This window comes from Streptomyces sp. NPDC003635 (assembly GCF_053587635.1).
This window is the reverse complement of record NZ_JBSFOK010000020.1, coordinates 1-15,990: the sequence shown is the minus strand read 5'-3', so window position 1 is coordinate 15,990 and position 15,990 is coordinate 1. Positions and strand designations below refer to the sequence as shown.

Annotated in this window: 14 protein-coding genes; 10 read left to right on the top strand and 4 right to left on the bottom strand. The window is 70.8% G+C overall.

Annotation, left to right across the window (positions count from 1 at the left end):
* Window positions 1–12: 12 nt before the first annotated feature.
* The 4 genes from ACWDRW_RS20045 to ACWDRW_RS20030 are packed head-to-tail and all read right to left on the bottom strand — an operon-like array spanning window position 13 to window position 5,594.
* Complete coding sequence (locus ACWDRW_RS20045; protein WP_451724922.1) at window positions 13–873, bottom strand: 2Fe-2S iron-sulfur cluster-binding protein; 861 nt, start codon at window positions 871–873, stop codon at window positions 13–15.
* A complete protein-coding gene (locus ACWDRW_RS20040; protein WP_451725116.1) occupies window positions 870–2,687 on the bottom strand; it encodes an NADH-ubiquinone oxidoreductase-F iron-sulfur binding region domain-containing protein in 1,818 nt (605 codons plus the stop codon). The genes ACWDRW_RS20045 and ACWDRW_RS20040 overlap by 4 nt, the downstream gene beginning before the upstream one ends.
* Before the next feature lie 5 nt (window positions 2,688–2,692).
* Entirely contained in the window at window positions 2,693–4,612 is a 1,920-nt protein-coding gene (locus ACWDRW_RS20035; RefSeq protein WP_451724920.1) for a molybdopterin oxidoreductase family protein, read from the bottom strand.
* A gap of 10 nt (window positions 4,613–4,622) precedes the next feature.
* Window positions 4,623–5,594, bottom strand: a complete 972-nt coding sequence (locus tag ACWDRW_RS20030) for a 2-dehydropantoate 2-reductase (protein WP_451724918.1) — start codon at window positions 5,592–5,594, stop codon at window positions 4,623–4,625.
* Between the two features lie 200 nt (window positions 5,595–5,794).
* On the opposite strand from ACWDRW_RS20030, the gene ACWDRW_RS20025 reads away from it, so the two are divergent.
* The 10 genes from ACWDRW_RS20025 to ACWDRW_RS19980 form a co-directional block, all read left to right on the top strand.
* Window positions 5,795–7,132: an OFA family MFS transporter gene (locus ACWDRW_RS20025; RefSeq protein ID WP_451724915.1), complete on the top strand. Its 1,338-nt coding sequence runs from the start codon at window positions 5,795–5,797 to the stop codon at window positions 7,130–7,132.
* On the top strand, window positions 7,101–7,235 hold the full coding sequence (locus ACWDRW_RS20020) for an MFS transporter small subunit (RefSeq protein ID WP_260859755.1): 135 nt from the start codon (window positions 7,101–7,103) through the stop codon (window positions 7,233–7,235). The genes ACWDRW_RS20025 and ACWDRW_RS20020 overlap by 32 nt, the downstream gene beginning before the upstream one ends.
* A gap of 149 nt (window positions 7,236–7,384) precedes the next feature.
* Window positions 7,385–8,332 (top strand): beta-ketoacyl-ACP synthase III, encoded by a 948-nt coding sequence (locus ACWDRW_RS20015; protein ID WP_451724913.1) that lies wholly within the window; start codon window positions 7,385–7,387, stop codon window positions 8,330–8,332.
* A 121-nt stretch (window positions 8,333–8,453) separates the two neighbouring features.
* On the top strand, window positions 8,454–9,131 hold the full coding sequence (locus ACWDRW_RS20010; protein WP_451724910.1) for a GntR family transcriptional regulator: 678 nt from the start codon (window positions 8,454–8,456) through the stop codon (window positions 9,129–9,131).
* Window positions 9,132–9,320: 189 nt separating this feature from the next.
* Window positions 9,321–10,502 (top strand): ROK family protein, encoded by a 1,182-nt coding sequence (locus ACWDRW_RS20005; RefSeq protein WP_451724908.1) that lies wholly within the window; start codon window positions 9,321–9,323, stop codon window positions 10,500–10,502.
* A 109-nt stretch (window positions 10,503–10,611) separates the two neighbouring features.
* Window positions 10,612–12,129 (top strand): sugar ABC transporter ATP-binding protein, encoded by a 1,518-nt coding sequence (locus tag ACWDRW_RS20000; protein ID WP_451724905.1) that lies wholly within the window; start codon window positions 10,612–10,614, stop codon window positions 12,127–12,129.
* On the top strand, window positions 12,126–13,145 hold the full coding sequence (locus ACWDRW_RS19995) for an ABC transporter permease (protein WP_451724904.1): 1,020 nt from the start codon (window positions 12,126–12,128) through the stop codon (window positions 13,143–13,145). The genes ACWDRW_RS20000 and ACWDRW_RS19995 overlap by 4 nt, the downstream gene beginning before the upstream one ends.
* Before the next feature lie 17 nt (window positions 13,146–13,162).
* Complete coding sequence (locus tag ACWDRW_RS19990) at window positions 13,163–14,200, top strand: substrate-binding domain-containing protein (protein ID WP_451724902.1); 1,038 nt, start codon at window positions 13,163–13,165, stop codon at window positions 14,198–14,200.
* 88 nt (window positions 14,201–14,288) lie between these two features.
* Window positions 14,289–15,494: a Gfo/Idh/MocA family protein gene (locus ACWDRW_RS19985; RefSeq protein WP_451724901.1), complete on the top strand. Its 1,206-nt coding sequence runs from the start codon at window positions 14,289–14,291 to the stop codon at window positions 15,492–15,494.
* Between the two features lie 14 nt (window positions 15,495–15,508).
* Window positions 15,509–15,990, top strand: a 482-nt coding sequence (locus tag ACWDRW_RS19980) for a sugar phosphate isomerase/epimerase family protein (protein WP_451724899.1), incomplete at its 3' end; no start/stop codon positions are given.

The window sequence follows — 15,990 nt, the reverse complement described above, 5'->3', positions numbered from 1 at the left end:
CATCAGCCCCGATCAGTTCCGGTTCTGGACGTGCTGGTAGCCGAAGCGGCCCTTGATGCACAGATTGCCGTGGGTCACCGGATTGTCGTGCGGCGAGGTGACCTTCACGATCTCATTGTCCTGCACGTGGAGGGTGAGGTTGCAGCCCACTCCGCAGTACGCGCACACCGTGGTCGTCTCCGTCTGCGCCGACTCGTCCCACGTGCCCGCGGCCCGCATGTCGAACTCCGACTTGAAGGACAACGCCCCGGTCGGGCACACCTCGATGCAGTTCCCGCAGTACACACACGCCGAATCGGTCAGTGGAGCGTCGTGCTCCACCGCGATCCGGGCGTCGAAGCCCCGCCCGGCCACGGAGATCGCGAAGGTGTTCTGCCACTGGTCGCCACAGGCGTCCACGCACTTGTAGCAGAGGATGCACTTGCCGTAGTCGCGCACGTACAGGTCGTTGTCGACCCTGGGCTCCTCGTCGACCCGGGCGGCGTCCGGGCCGAACCGCTCGGGCTTGGCCTCGTACTCCTTGATCCAGCCGGCGACCTCGGGCGTCGTCGACAGGTCGACCGAGGAGGCGAGCAGTTCGAGGACGATCTTCCGGCTGTGCCGGGCCCGTTCCGTCCCCGTCCGCACCTCCATCCCCGCTTCGGCCTTCCGGGAGCAGGCGGGCACCAGCGTCCGGGACCCTTCCACCTCGACGACACACACCCGGCAGGCGTTCTTGGGCCGCAGCGTGTCCCCCTCGCACAGCGTGGGCACGTCCTTCCCGGCCGCCCGGCAGGCGTCGAGGATCGTCGAGCCCTCCGGGGCCCGCACCGCCGCCCCGTCGACGGTGAACTCCAGGAGCCGGCGCGGCACACCCAGCGGTATCGCGGTCATTCGTACGCCCCCAGTCGGTCGATGGCGGATTCCACGGCGTTCCACGCGGTCTGTCCGAGACCGCAGATCGAGGCGTCCCGCATCGCCCGGCCGACCTCTCTGAGCAGGGCGATGTCCTCGGCGGCGGCCGCACCGGTGCGCTCGGCGATCCGGTGCAGCGCCTCCTCCTGGCGCACCGTCCCGACCCGGCACGGCACGCACTGCCCGCAGGACTCGTCGCGGAAGAACTCGGCGATGCGCAACAGCAGCCGGGGCAGCGGCACCGAGTCGTCGAAGGCCAGGACGACCCCGGAACCCAGTGTCGTCCCGGCTTCCCGCGTCCCTTCGAAGGTGAGCGGGATGTCCATCTCGTCGGGCCGTACGAAGCCGCCCGCCGCGCCGCCCAGGAGCACCGCGCGCAGCCCGGCGCGTACCCCGGCCAGCTCCAGCAGCTCGCCCAGCGTCGCCCCGAACGGCAGCTCGTAGATGCCGGGCCGGGCCACGCTCCCCGACACGCAGAACAGCTTCGGGCCGGTGGATCCCGCGGTGCCGATCGCCGCGTACGCCGGTGCGCCCATGGTGAGGATCGGCAGCACGTTGACCAGTGTCTCGACGTTGTTCTCCACCGTCGGCTTGCCGAACAGGCCCTTCTCCACCGGGAACGGCGGTTTCGAGCGCGGCTCGCCCCGGTACCCCTCGATGGAGTTGAACAGGGCCGTCTCCTCGCCGCAGACGTAGGCGCCCGCGCCCCGCCGGATCTCGATGTCGAAGGCGTAGCCCTGGCCGAGGATGTCCTCCCCGAGCAGCCCGCGCGCACGTGCCTGCGCCAGGGCGTGCTCCAGGCGCCGCAGCGCCCTCGGGTACTCCCCGCGCAGGTAGAGGTAGCCCCGGTGGGCGCCCGTCGCGTACGCGGCGATCGTCATGGCCTCGACCAGCGCGTACGGATCCCCCTCCATGATCACTCGGTCCTTGAAGGTGCCGGGCTCGGACTCGTCGGCGTTGCAGACGAGGTAGTGCGGACGGTCGGGCTGGGACGCCGTCGCCTGCCATTTGCGGCCGGTGGGGAAAGCGGCGCCACCACGCCCGACCAGCCCCGAGTCGGTCACCTCGCGGATCACGCCGGCCGGGCCCAGTTCGAAGGCCCGGCGCAGGGCGGTGTAGCCGCCGTGGGCGCGGTAGTCGTCGAGCGAGGCCGGGTCGACCACGCCGACGCGGCTGAGCAGGGTCAGTCCGGGGTCCCCGGCCTGCGGCACCGCCAGCGCGGCCGGCGGCTCCTCGGGCGCCGAGTCCGGCGAGGTCGCGGCGAGCACGGCGTCGTGCACGGTCGTGGGGGCCGAGACGGCCGCACGCACCGGATCGCCCGCCCTGATCGCCAACGCCGCCGGAGCCCGCTCGCACAGGCCGAGGCAGGGGCTGCGCTCGACGCGCACCCCGGGGCCGAGGCTCGCCTCGACGCCCGCGCACAGCCCGGCCGCGCCCGCCGCCGCGCAGGCGAGGTCCGTGCAGACGTGGAGCACGGTGGCCGGACGGGGTTTGACGGAGAACATCGCGTAGAAGGTGGCGACGCCGTAGGCCTCCGCCGGCGGGACCGTCAGACGGCGGCAGAGGTAGTCCAGGGCGCCGTCGCTGATCCAGCCGACGCGGTCGTTGATCGCGTGCAGCCCCGGCAGCAGCAGGTCCCTCCGGTCCCGGGCCGCCCGGCCGCCCTTGGCCCACCTCAGGTCGGCGTCGCAACGGTCGGCGCCCTCCCAGGAGGACTCGGGCGGGCCCAACAAGGCGTCGACGGCAGCGCGTTCGTCGTCCGTCGGCTTGCTGTCGCCGAAGTGCAGGTCCACTTGCGTCACCTCACGATGGTCGCGACGGGGAGTTTCTCGATCCGGATCGCCGAGGCCTTGAACTCCGCCGTGCCCGCGATCGGGCAGTTCGCCTCGATCGTCAGCTGGTTGGTGTCCACCTCGTCGGGGAAATGCATGGTCATGAAGGCGAGCCCGGGCCGCAGGGCGGTGTCGATCCACACCGGCGCGACGACGGATCCCCGACGCGAGCTGACCTGGACCTCCTCACCGACCACCACGCCGTAGCGCTCGGCGTCCTCCGGGCACAGCTCGATGTACTCGCCCCGGCGCAGAGGAGATGCGTAACCGCCGCTCTGCACACCGGTGTTGTAGGAGTCCAGGCGCCGTCCGGTGGTCAGCCGGATCGGGTACTCCTCGTCCGTGAGGTCGACCGGCGGATCGTGCTGGACCAGGCCGAACGGCGCGCGGCGGCCCCTCCTGGCGGGGTCGGCCTCCCACAACCGGCCGTGCAGATAACCGGGTTCGAGTTCCTCGGTGCTCGGACACGGCCACTGGATGCCCTGGTGCTCCTCCAGGCGTTCGTACGTCATCCCGTAGTGGTCCGGGGAGAGCGACCTCAGCTCGTTCCAGACCGCCTCGGCGTCGGCGTACTTCCAGTCGTGGCCGAGCCGGGCCGCCAGCTCGCAGAGGATGTCGATGTCCTCGCGGGCCTCACCGGGCGGGGTGACCGCCGCCCGCACCCGCTGGACGCGCCGCTCGCTGTTGGTCGTGGTGCCGTCGGTCTCCGCCCATCCGGCGGTGGCGGGGAGCACGACGTCCGCCAACTCGGCGGTCCTCGTCAGGAAGATGTCCTGGACCACCAGGAAGTCGAGCGCCTGCAGCCGCCGTACCGCCTGCTCGCTGTCGGCCTCCGACTGCGCCGGGTTCTCGCCGATGCAGTAGACCGCCTTGAGCGTGCCCTCCTCCATCGCCTCGAACATCTCCGTCAGGTTCAGCCCGTAGTGCGGCTGGATGACGGTGTCCCAGGCGGCCTCGAACTTCAGCCGGGTCCCGGCGTCGAGGATGTCCTGGAAGCCGGGCAACCGGTTGGGGATGGCGCCCATGTCACCGCCGCCCTGCACGTTGTTCTGGCCGCGCAGGGGCTGCAGCCCGCTGCCGTAGCGACCCACGTGCCCGGTCAGCAGGGACAGGTTGATCAGCGCCCGGACGTTGTCGGTGCCGTTGTGGTGCTCGGTGATGCCGAGGGTCCAGCACAGCTGGGCGCGCTCGGCGCGGGCGTAGGCGTGCGCCAACTCCTTGATCGCGGGGCCCGGTACGCCCGTGACCTTCTCGGTCAGCGAGAGCGTCCAGGGCTCGACGAGCGCCCTGTACTCCTCGAAGCCGGTGGTGGCCCGCCCGATGAACGCCTCGTTGGCCAGGCCCGCGTGGATGATCTCCCGGCCGATCGCGTGGGCCATCGGGATGTCGGTGCCGACGTTCAGCCCCATCCAGCTCTCGGCCCACTCGGCGGTCGACGTCCGCCGCGGGTCGACGGCGTACATCCGGGCGCCGTTCCTGATCCCCTTCAGCACGTGCTGGAAGAAGATCGGGTGCGCGAACCGGGCGTTGGAGCCCCACATCACGATGACGTCGGTGTGCTCGATCTCCTCGTACGACGAGGTCCCGCCGCCGGAGCCGAAGGCGGCCGACAGACCCGCGACGCTCGGCGCGTGGCACGTCCGGTTGCAGGAGTCGACGTTGTTGGTGCCCATGACGACCCGGGCGAACTTCTGGGCGACGTAGTTCATCTCGTTGGTGGCCCGGGCGCAGGAGAACATGCCGAAGGCGCCTCGGTGGCGCTCGATGCCGCGCGCCGCGCGGTCGAGGGCCTCCTCCCAGCCGGCCTGCCGCAACGGCTCGTCCCGGGAGTCGCGGACGAGCGGGTGGGTGAGCCGGGTGTAGGTCTTGGGTTGCCGTTTCCTCATGGGAAGCTCCTCATGCGGCGCTCCTCAGCGCGAGCAGGTCCGAGATGGCGTGCACGGTGCGCAGGGTGGGCACGTCCACGCCGGTGATCTCCGCCAACTCGACGACGGCCGCGAGGAGGACGTCGAGTTCGAGCGGCTTGCCGCGCTCCAGGTCCTGGAGCGTGGAGGTGCGGTGGTCGCCGACCTTCTCGGCGCCGGCCATCCGGCGTTCGATGGAGACGCCGATCTCGCAGCCGAGGCCCTCGGCGACGGCGAGCGTCTCGGCCATCATGGTCTCGATCACCTTGCGGGTGCCGCCGTGCAGGCACATCTGCCGCATGGTGGCGCGGGCCAGCGCGCTGATCGGGTTGAAGGAGATGTTGCCGAGCAGCTTGAGCCAGATGTCGTTGCGCAGGTCGGGCTCGACCGGGCACTTCAGGCCACCGGCGATCATGGCCTCGCCGAAGGCGAGACAGCGCTTGGACACACTGCGGTCCGGCTCGCCGATGGAGAACCGGGTGCCTTCCAAGTGCCGTACGACGCCCGGCGCTTCGAGTTCGGTGGCCGCGTAGACGACGCAGCCGATGGCCCGTTCGGGCGCGAGCACCGCGCTGACCGCGCCGCCGGGGTCGACGCTCTCCACACGATGACCGTCGTGGGGGCCGCCGTGCCGGTGGAAGTACCACCAGGGGATGCCGTTCTGGGCGGCGATCACCGCCGTGGTGTCGTGCAGCAGGGGCTCGATCAGCGGCCCGCACGCCGCGTACGAGTTGGCCTTCAGCCCCAGGAACACGTAGTCCACCGGGCCGATCTCGGCCGGGTCGTCGGTGGCGTGGACCGGGGCGGTGAAGTCGCCGCGCGGGCTGAGCACCCGCACGCCGTGCTGCCTCATGGCCGCCAGATGCGGTCCACGGGCGACGAGATGCACATCGGCGCCGGCGCGATGGAGCGCGGCACCGACGTAGGCGCCGATCGCACCGGCGCCGAGGACTGCGACTTTCATACGGGGGGCTCCGTTCGGTTCGAGGGATACCGCGGAGATGGCGCACTGTCGAAACTGTGTCGACGAAATATTGTCTACAGTATGCCCGTTGAGCCGACAAGGGTTCGGGCCGACCGTTCGTCGCGTGTTGGATACCGCTCATCGCATACGGTCGACGGGTCACTTTTCAACTACCCGCCGGCTTCCTACCGTTCGGGATCATGAGTCCCCCCGTCGCGCCCCCGGGCTGGAGCCGCTGGCTCGTTCCCCCCGCCGCTCTCTCGGTCCACCTCTCCATCGGCCAGGCCTACGCCTGGTCCGTGTTCAAACCGCCCCTGGAATCCGCGCTCGGCCTCAGCGGCACGCAGAGCGCGCTTCCCTTCCAGCTGGGCATCGTCATGCTGGGCCTGTCGGCCGCGTTCGGCGGCACGCTCGTCGAACGCAACGGCCCGCGCTGGGCGATGACCGTCGCCCTGTGCTGCTTCTCCTCCGGCTTCCTGCTGTCCGCCCTCGGCGCGGCCACCGAGCAGTACTGGCTGATCGTCCTCGGCTACGGCTTCGTCGGCGGGATCGGCCTCGGCATCGGGTACATCTCGCCGGTCTCCACCCTGATCAAGTGGTTCCCGGACCGCCCCGGCATGGCCACGGGCATCGCCATCATGGGCTTCGGCGGGGGTGCGCTGATCGCCTCGCCGTGGAGCGCCCGGATGCTGGAGTCCTTCGGCGGCGACTCCTCCGGGATCGCCCTCGCCTTCCTGGTCCACGGCCTGTCCTATGCCGTGTTCATGGCGCTGGGCGTCCTCTTGGTCAGGGTCCCGAGAACCGAACCAGGGGCGCGGGGAACCGCGCGACAAGGCCTCACCGGCCCACAGGTGACAGCGAACCAAGCGATCCGCACCCCCCAGTTCTGGTGCCTGTGGATCGTCCTCTGCATGAACGTGACCGCGGGCATCGGCATCCTGGAGAAGGCCGCCCCCATGATCACGGACTTCTTCGCCCACACGTCGACAACGGTGTCAGCCACCGCAGCCGCCGGCTTCGTCGCCCTTCTCTCCGCCGCCAACATGGCCGGCCGCATCGGTTGGTCCTCCACCTCCGACCTCATCGGCCGGAAGAACATCTACCGCCTCTACCTGGGCGTGGGCGCGCTGATGTACGCCTCCATCGCCTTGTTCGGCGACTCCTCCAAGCCGGTGTTCATCCTCTGCGCCCTGGTGATCCTCTCCTTCTACGGCGGCGGCTTCGCCACGATCCCCGCCTACCTCAAGGACCTCTTCGGCACCTACCAGGTCGGCGCCATCCACGGCCGGCTGCTCACCGCCTGGTCCACCGCCGGTGTCCTCGGGCCACTGATCGTCAACTGGATCGCCGACCGGCAGGAGGAGGCCGGCAAGACCGGCGCGTCACTGTACGGACTCTCCTTCGTCATCATGATCGGCCTGCTGGCCGTCGGCTTCGTCGCCAACGAACTGGTCCGGCCCGTCCACGCCCGCCACCACATCCCCGCACCCCGTCAGGAGGCCGTCGATGTCGAACGACAGCAGCCAGAGTCCGCCTGACCGGCGCGGCCTGATCGCCTTCGCCTGGCTGTGGGTGGGGGCACCCCTGTGTTACGGGCTCTACGAACTCGTACAGAAGGCGACGCAGCTGTTCACCGGGTAGTCGTTCGAGAAGTGTTCGAGTGTCCGAGAGTCTGACGGAAGCCGACAACGCCGGCGGCCGTTTCCTGTGGCATCACCTGCCGCCGTACCGGTGAGTCACTGATCAGACTGGTGAATCCCGCTACCCGAGGTTCAAGGGGATCACCAACGATGAACGGCACCCGCATCGCCGCCGTCGGCCACTATCAGCCCGCCAGAGTGCTCACCAACGAGGACCTGGCGGGCATGGTCGACACCAGCGACGAGTGGATCACCACCCGGGTCGGCATCCGTACGCGCCACATCGCCGGGCCCGACGAACCCGTCGACGAGCTCGCGGCCCAGGCCGCCGCGAAGGCGCTCGCCGCGGCGGGGCTCGCGCCGAGCGACATCGACCTGGTCCTGGTGGCCACCTCCACGGCCGTCGACCGCTCCCCGAACATGGCCGCCCGGGTCGCCGCCCGGCTCGGCATCCCCTCGCCCGCCGCGATGGACATCAACGTCGTGTGCGCCGGCTTCACCCACGCGCTGGCCACCGCCGACCACACCGTCCGCGCGGGCGCCGCGACCCGGGCCCTGGTGATCGGCGCCGACAAGATGTCCGACGTGACGGACTGGACCGACCGGACGACCTGTGTGCTCGTCGGCGACGGGGCGGGGGCCGCCGTGGTCGAGGCCTGCTCCGCGGGTGAGGAGCCCGGCATCGGGCCCGTGCTGTGGGGTTCGGTGCCCGAGATGGGGCATGCCGTGCGGATCGAGGGGACGCCCTCGCGGTTCGCGCAGGAGGGGCAGAGCGTCTACCGCTGGGCCACGACCCGGCTCCCGGCGATCGCCCGGCAGGCCTGCGAGCGGTCCGGGCTCGGGCCCGCCGATCTCGCCGCGGTCGTCCTCCACCAGGCCAACCTGCGGATCATCGAGCCGCTCGCGGAGAAGATCGGCGCGGTGAACGCCGTCGTCGCCCGCGATGTCACCCACTCCGGCAACACCTCCGCGGCGAGCATCCCGCTGGCCCTCTCCAAGCTCGTCGAGCGCGGGGAGATCTCCTCCGGTGATCCGGTCCTGCTGTTCGGCTTCGGCGGGAACCTGTCGTACGCCGGACAGGTCGTCCGCTGCCCCTGAGCGGGCCGTTCGCCCGGGTGTGACGAGGCCAACTCCCCCTCTCCCTGGCCTTTGTGCGCCGTAGACTGTAGACGAAAGACAATCCATACTTGCTGTCCGACGGCTCTGGAGGGGGACCGCGATGTTGTCGACAGGACTTCCGCAGGGGGCGGTGCCCAAGCTCGAACGGCCCGGGCCGCTGCGGGACCGTGTCTACGAGGCCCTGCTCGAACTCATCACCACCCGCGCGCTGCGCCCCGGCCAGCATCTGGTCGAGAGCGAACTCGCCGGTCATCTCGGTGTGTCCCGGCAGCCCGTGCGCGAGGCGCTGCAACGCCTGAACACCGAGGGGTGGGTCGATCTGCGGCCCGCCCAGGGCGCGTTCGTGCACGAGCCCACCGAGGAGGAGGCCGATCAGCTCCTCACCGTGCGCACCCTGCTGGAGGCCGAGGCCGCCCGGCTGGCGGCCGCCAATGCCGGGGCGGCCGGGATCTCGGTGCTGGAGGAACTGTGCGCCGAGGGCGAGCGCGCGGTGGAGGCGGACGACGTGGACGGCGCGGTCGCGATGAACGCCCGCTTCCACACGAAGGTCATGGAACTCGCGGGCAACGCCGTCCTCGCCGAACTCGCCGCCCAGGTGGACCGGCGGGTGCGCTGGTACTACACGCCGGTGGCCCGGCAGCGCGGGCAGCAGTCCTGGATCGAGCACCGCCGCCTCATCGCGGCGATCTCCGACCGGGACCAGCAGCGCGCCACCGAGCTGATGCGCGAGCACACCGAGCACACGCGGACGTCGTACCACGCGCGCCAGCGGTCATGACGCCGTACGCCTGCGGGGGTCACTCCGTACGCCTGCGGGGGTTGTCCGCGCCGCCCTTTGTCCTGTGAGTGGAAGAAGTCGTCAGCAATTCGTGCACAGATTCTTCCCAGCCACGGCAGCCGCTGCTACCTTCCCCTCGAAAGCCCGGCAACGGTGGCCGATTGAGGCGGGGAGGGGCACGTGAGACGGATGACGGCGCGACCCGCGAACGCCCATCAGGCCCGGCTGCTCAAACTGCTGCGTGACGGGGGCCCCAACTCCCGGGCGCAGCTGGGCGATCAGGTCGATCTGTCGCGGTCCAAGCTGGCCGTGGAGGTGGACCGGCTGCTGGAGACGGGCCTGGTCGTGGCCGACGGTCTCGCCGCATCGCGCGGCGGCCGGCGCTCCCACAACATCCGGCTCAACCCGGGCCTCCGCTTCCTCGGCGTCGACATCGGCGCGACCTCGGTCGACGTCGCGGTCACCAACGCCGAGCTGGAGATCCTCGGACACCTCAACCACCCGATGGACGTGCGGGAGGGCCCGGTCGCGGTCTTCGAGCAGGTCCTCGCCATGGCCGCCAAACTGCGGGCGACCGGACTCGCGGAGGGGTACGACGGCGCCGGCATCGGCGTCCCGGGTCCCGTCCGCTTTCCCGAGGGCGTCCCGGTCGCCCCGCCGATCATGCCGGGCTGGGACGGCTTCCCGGTGCGGGAGGCGCTCAGCCAGGAACTCGGCTGCCCGGTCATGGTCGACAACGACGTGAACCTGATGGCGATGGGGGAGCAGCACGCGGGCGTGGCACGCTCCGTGAACGACTTCCTCTGCGTCAAGATCGGCACCGGCATCGGCTGCGGCATCGTCGTCGGCGGCGGTGTCCACCGCGGTACGACGGGCAGCGCCGGCGACATCGGGCACATCCAGGCCGTCCCTGACGGCAGGCCCTGTGCCTGCGGCAACCGGGGTTGTCTGGAGGCCCACTTCAGTGGCGCGGCCCTCGCCCGGGACGCCCTGGAGGCGGCCCAGCAGGGGCGGTCGGCCGAACTCGCAGCCCGGCTCGAGACGAACGGCGACCTGAGCGCCGCCGACGTCGCCGCCGCGGCGGCCGCGGGCGACGCCACCGCCCTCGACCTGATCCGCGAGGGCGGCGACCGCACCGGCCAGGTCATCGCCGGACTCGTCAGCTTCTTCAATCCGGGCCTGGTGGTGATCGGCGGCGGGGTGACCGGCCTCGGCCACACTCTGCTCGCCGCGATCCGCACCCAGGTCTACCGCCAGTCGCTGCCCCTGGCGACCGGCAACCTGCCCATCGTGCTGGGGGAGTTGGGCCCCACCGCCGGAGTCATCGGCGCGGCCCGGCTCATCAGCGACCACCTGTTCTCACCCGCGTAACCGCACGCTTCCACAGCCCGCGCAATCACCTCGTTACACGAGTCACTCCAGTACGGCGCCCTGCTTCGCCCTGCCCTGAACCGGCCCGCACGCCCGCCAAGGGGAGCCCATGGCACCAGAACCATCGCTGCTCAGCATGTCCGGCATCACCAAGTCCTTCCCCGGTGTCCGGGCCCTCGACGGTGTCGACCTCGACGTCCAGGCGGGGGAGGTGCACTGTCTGCTCGGCCAGAACGGCGCCGGGAAGTCCACCCTCATCAAGGTGCTGGCCGGCGCCCACCAGCCCGACGACGGCACCATCAACTGGCGCGGCAAGCCCGTGACGTTGCGCTCGCCGATCGCCGCCATGCGGCTGGGCATCGCCACCATCTACCAGGAACTCGACCTGGTGGAGCACCTGTCCGTGGCCGAGAACGTCCACCTCGGCCATGAACCGACGGCCGCCGGTTTCGTCGTACGACGCAGGAGCGCGCGTGAGTCGACCGCCGCTCTGCTCAAGCGGCTCGGGCACTCCGAGATCGATCCCGGGCGGCTGGTGGGTGAGTTGTCGGCGGCCCAGCAGCAGATCGTCTCCATGGCCCGGGCCCTCTCCCACGACGTACGGCTGATCGTGATGGACGAGCCGTCCGCGGCACTCGACCCCGACGAGGTCGACAACCTGTTCCGGATCGTCGGCGACCTGACCGCCGACGGCGTCGCCGTCGTCTACATCTCGCACCGCCTCGAGGAGATCCGGCGCATCGGCGACCGGGTGACCGTGCTCAAGGACGGCCGCGCGGTGGCGGTCGGACTGCCCGCGAAGTCGACCCCCACCCGGGACGTCGTGGCGCTGATGACCGGCCGCAACGTGGAGTACGTCTTCCCTCCTCAACCGGACTCCGCACCCACGGGCCAGCCCGTGCTCCAGGTCCAAGCGCTCTCCCGGGAGGGCGAGTTCGAGCCGCTGGATCTGGAGATCCGGCCCGGCGAGATCGTCGGTCTCGCCGGACTGGTCGGCTCGGGACGCTCGGAGATCCTGGAGACGATCTACGGCGCCCGCAAGCCCTCGACCGGCCAAGTCCTGGTTGACGGCGAGGCGTTGCGTCCGGGGAGCGTCCGCGCCGCCGTCCGCGCCGGACTCGGGCTCGCCCCCGAGGAACGCAAGGCCCAGGCCCTGCTGATGCTGGAGTCCGTCACCCGCAATGTCTCGGTCTCCTCCATGGCCCGCTTCTCCCGCGGGGGCTGGCTCGACCGCGGCGCCGAACTGCGCGCCGCACGCGCCGCCACCCGCGAGCTGTCGCTGCGGCCCGACAACCCCGGCGTGCCCGTGCGCACTCTGTCCGGCGGCAACCAGCAGAAGGCCGTCCTCGCCCGCTGGCTGCTGCGCGGCTGCCGGGTGCTGCTCCTCGACGAACCCACCCGGGGCGTCGACGTGGGCGCCCGCGCCGAGCTCTACGCGGTCGTACGGCGCCTCGCCGACGAAGGCCTCGCCGTGCTGCTCGTCTCCAGTGAGGTGCCCGAGGTGCTCGGCCTCGCCGACCGTGTCCTGGTGCTGCGCGAGGGGCGGGTCGTGCACACCGCGGCCGCCCGCGACCTCGACGAACACCGTGTCCTCGACCTCGTCATGGAAGGAAGTCCGGCGTCATGACGCAGCCCATGTCTCCGCCCAGGGACAGCGCCGACAAAGTACCGCCCGCGAGCCAGACCGGGGCGTGGCGGGGGATGTGGGCCCGCGCCGACGTCCGCACCCTCTCCCTCCTCGGCGTGCTCGCCGCGCTGATCCTCATCGGCGGCATCACCAAGCCCGACGAGTTCCTCGACACCCGCAACCTCCAACTCGTCCTCACCCAGGCCTCCGTGATCGGCGTCGTCACCGTCGGCATGACCTTCGTCATCGTCTCCGGGGGCATCGACCTCTCGGTCGGCGCGATCGTCGCGCTGGCCTCGGTGTGGGCGACGACGGTCGCGACCCAGGAGTACGGCTTCGCCGGCGTCCTGTTCACCGCGGTGCTCGTCGGCGTCGGCTGCGGACTGGTCAACGGCCTACTGATCGCGTACGGCGCGATGGTGCCGTTCATCGCGACGCTGGCCATGCTCGCCTCGGCGCGTGGCCTCGCCCTGCAGATCACCGACGGCAAGACACAGATCGTCACCATCCCGAGCATCCTCGACCTCGGCGAACGCGACGCCTACGTCCTCGGTGTCCCGCCGCTCGTCATGGTCTTCGCCGTCGTCACGCTCATCGGCTGGCTGATCCTGAACCGCACCACCTTCGGCCGCCGCACGGTCGCCGTCGGCGGCAACGCGGAGGCCGCCCGGCTCGCCGGCATCGACGTCCGCCGCCAGCGCCTCTACCTCTACCTGCTGTCCGGGCTGTGCTGCGGAATCGCCGCCTTCCTGCTGATCATCCTGTCCGGCTCGGGCCAGAACACCAACGGCAACCTCTACGAACTCGACGCCATCGCCGCCGCGATCATCGGCGGCACGCTGCTCAGCGGCGGCCGGGGCACCATCGTCGGCTCCGTGCTCGGCGTCCTGATCTTCACCACGATCACCAACATCTTCGCCCTGAACAACCTGCAGAGCGACGTCCAGCAGATCGCCAAGGGCGCGATCATCGTCGCCGCCGTGCTGGTCCAGCGCCGTACCGCGAGCACGACCTGAGGAAAGGGTTCACCGCCATGTCAGAGCTTACGAGCCGCAGAGGGCTGCTCTTCGGGGCCGCCGCCGTCTCCGCCGGCGCCCTGTTGACCGGGTGCACGAGCAACGAGTCCGACGACGAGCCGGCCGCGAACGACCAGCCGGCCGCCGACGACAAGCCGGGCAAGCCCGTCACCATCGGCTTCGCCGGCCCGCAGGCCGACCACGGCTGGCTCAACGCCATCAACGACAACGCCAAGAGCCGGGCGAAGAAGTACTCCGACGTCACCCTGGAGATCACCGAGGGCTCCAACGACACGGCCGCCCAGATCGGCCAGATCGAGACGCTGATCAACAAGAAGGTCGACGTCCTCGTGATCCTCCCGGCCGACGGCAAGGCCCTCACCCAGGTCGGCCTGAAGGCGATGCGCGCGGGCATCCCCGTCATCAACCTCGACCGCATCTTCAACTCCCCGCAGGCCTACCGCTGCTGGATCGGCGGCGACAACTACGGCATGGGACTGAACGCCGGGCACTACATCGGCGAGAAGCTCAAGGACAAGTCCGGCGCCCGGGTCATAGAACTGGCGGGCCTGGACAACCTGGAGCTCACCCAGCAGCGCACCCAGGGCTTCGACGACGCGCTGAAGAACTACCCCAACATCAAGAAGGTGGCCCGCCAGGCCGCCGAGTTCACGGTGGAGTCGGGGCAGGCCAAGATGGCCCAGCTCCTGCAGGCCCAGTCCAAGTTCGACGCGCTGTGGAACCACGACGACGACCAGGGCGTGGGCGCGCTGCGCGCCATCGAGCAGGCCGGACGCGACGACTTCCTCATGGTCGGCGGTGCGGGCGCGCTCTCCGCCTTCCAGGCCATCAAGCAGGACGACGGGGTGCTCAAGGCGACGGTCCTGTACCCGCCGACGATGGCGGCCTCCGCGATCGACCTCGCCCGCGCGCTCGGTCAGGGCAAGGGGGTCGGCGGGCTGGCCGAGTTCGAGATCCCTGCCTCACTGACCCTGTACTCCGCCGTCGTCGACAAGGAGAACGTCGACCAGTACATGCCCACCGGTTTCAAGTGAGCCGTGCCATTCCGGGGGCCCGCGCCGCGTTCCGTGGCGCAGGCCCCAGGTGAGCCACCCCCCGACGAAGCACGAGGAGGACATCCGCATGGCACAGCCGCAAGCGTCAGAAGGTGCCGAGGCCGAGAAGCCGCCGCTGCGCGTCGGCATGGTCGGCTACGCCTTCATGGGCGCCGCCCACTCCCAGGGCTGGCGCACCGTGGGGCGCGTCTTCGACCTGCCCCGGCGCCCGGTCCTGGCCGCGATCTGCGGACGGAACGCGGCCGCGGTGCGCGCGGCGGCCGACCGGCACGGGTGGGCGGCGGCCGAGACCGACTGGCGGGCGCTGATCGCCCGGGACGACGTCGACCTCGTCGACATCTGCACGCCCGGTGACAGCCACGCCGAGATCGCGATCGCCGCGCTCGCCGCCGGGAAGCACGTTCTGTGCGAGAAGCCCCTCGCGAACTCCGTCGAGGAGGCCGAGGCGATGGTGCGGGCGGCCGAAGAGGGTTACCAGCGAGGACAGTTGGCGATGGTGGGGTTCAACTACCGCCGGGTTCCCGCGACCGCGCTGGCCCGCCGGATGGTCGCCGAGGGACGGCTCGGCCGGCTGCGCCACGTGCGGGTGACGTACCTTCAGGACTGGCTCGTGGACACCGAGTTCCCGTTGACGTGGCGGCTGCGCAAGGAGCACGCGGGGTCGGGCTCGCTCGGCGACCTCGGCGCGCACATCGTGGACCTCGCCCAGTACGTGGCCGGCGAGCAGCTGTCCGGCGTCTCCGCGCTCACCGAGACCTTCGTACGACAGCGTCCGCTGGCCGGAGCGGCGCAAGGGCTGACCGCAGCGGCGACCGGGGGCACCGGCGAGGTCACCGTCGACGACGCGGCCCTGTTCACCGCCCGCTTCCCCTCCGGCGCGCTCGCCTCGTTCGAGGCGACCCGCTACGCCACCGGCCGCAAGAACGCCCTGCGCCTGGAACTCAACGGCGAGCGCGGCTCGCTCGCCTTCGACCTGGAGCGGCTCAACGAGCTGTCGTACCACGACGGTACGGAGCCCGGCGCGCATGCCGGTTTCCGCCGCATCCTCGTCACCGAACCCGACCACCCCTACATGGACGCCTGGTGGCCGCCAGGGCACGGTCTCGGCTACGAGCACACCTTCGTCCACCAGGCCCGCGACCTGGTCCACGCCGTGGCCGAGGGCCGCAGTCCCGATCCCTCCTTCGCCGACGGGCTCCAGGTGCAGCGCGTCCTCGCGGCGGTGGAGGAGAGCGCCGAGAAGAACTCCGTCTACACGCCCATAGCGGTCTGAGGAGGCCTCTGGACATGCCGCGCACCTTCACGCTCTTCACCGGTCAGTGGGCCGATCTGCCTTTGGAGGAGGTCTGCCGTCTGGCCCGTGACTTCGGCTACGACGGTCTCGAACTGGCCTGCTGGGGAGACCACTTCGAGGTCGACAAGGCGTTCAGCGATCCCGGCTATGTGGAGTCCAGGCATCAGCTCCTGGACAAGTACGGGCTGAAGTGCTGGGCGATCTCCAACCACCTGGTTGGGCAGGCGGTCTGCGACGCCATCATCGACGAGCGCCACGAGGCGATCCTGCCCGGTGAGGTGTGGGGCGACGGCGAGCCCGAGGGGGTGCGGCGGCGGGCGGCGGAGCGGATGAAGGACACCGCGCGTGCGGCGGCCGCCTTCGGCGTCGACACCGTCATCGGCTTCACCGGCTCCGCGATCTGGCACCTGGTGGCGATGTTCCCGCCGGCGCCCGAGGCGATGATCGAGCGGGGTTACGAGGACTTCGCGGCCCG

Excerpts from the sequence above, each read along its gene's own strand:
- ACWDRW_RS20035 (WP_451724920.1), bottom strand. The coding sequence starts at position 4,612 with ATGAGGAAACGGCAACCCAAGACCTACACCCGGCTCACCCACCCGCTC.
- ACWDRW_RS19990 (WP_451724902.1), top strand. The coding sequence starts at position 13,163 with ATGTCAGAGCTTACGAGCCGCAGAGGGCTGCTCTTCGGGGCCGCCGCC.
- ACWDRW_RS20005 (WP_451724908.1), top strand. The coding sequence starts at position 9,321 with ATGACGGCGCGACCCGCGAACGCCCATCAGGCCCGGCTGCTCAAACTG.
- ACWDRW_RS20025 (WP_451724915.1), top strand. The coding sequence starts at position 5,795 with ATGAGTCCCCCCGTCGCGCCCCCGGGCTGGAGCCGCTGGCTCGTTCCC.
- ACWDRW_RS20045 (WP_451724922.1), bottom strand. The coding sequence starts at position 873 with ATGACCGCGATACCGCTGGGTGTGCCGCGCCGGCTCCTGGAGTTCACC.
- ACWDRW_RS20020 (WP_260859755.1), top strand. The coding sequence starts at position 7,101 with ATGTCGAACGACAGCAGCCAGAGTCCGCCTGACCGGCGCGGCCTGATC.
- ACWDRW_RS20010 (WP_451724910.1), top strand. The coding sequence starts at position 8,454 with ATGTTGTCGACAGGACTTCCGCAGGGGGCGGTGCCCAAGCTCGAACGG.
- ACWDRW_RS19985 (WP_451724901.1), top strand. The coding sequence starts at position 14,289 with ATGGCACAGCCGCAAGCGTCAGAAGGTGCCGAGGCCGAGAAGCCGCCG.
- ACWDRW_RS20030 (WP_451724918.1), bottom strand. The coding sequence starts at position 5,594 with ATGAAAGTCGCAGTCCTCGGCGCCGGTGCGATCGGCGCCTACGTCGGT.
- ACWDRW_RS20015 (WP_451724913.1), top strand. The coding sequence starts at position 7,385 with ATGAACGGCACCCGCATCGCCGCCGTCGGCCACTATCAGCCCGCCAGA.
- ACWDRW_RS20000 (WP_451724905.1), top strand. The coding sequence starts at position 10,612 with ATGGCACCAGAACCATCGCTGCTCAGCATGTCCGGCATCACCAAGTCC.
- ACWDRW_RS19995 (WP_451724904.1), top strand. The coding sequence starts at position 12,126 with ATGACGCAGCCCATGTCTCCGCCCAGGGACAGCGCCGACAAAGTACCG.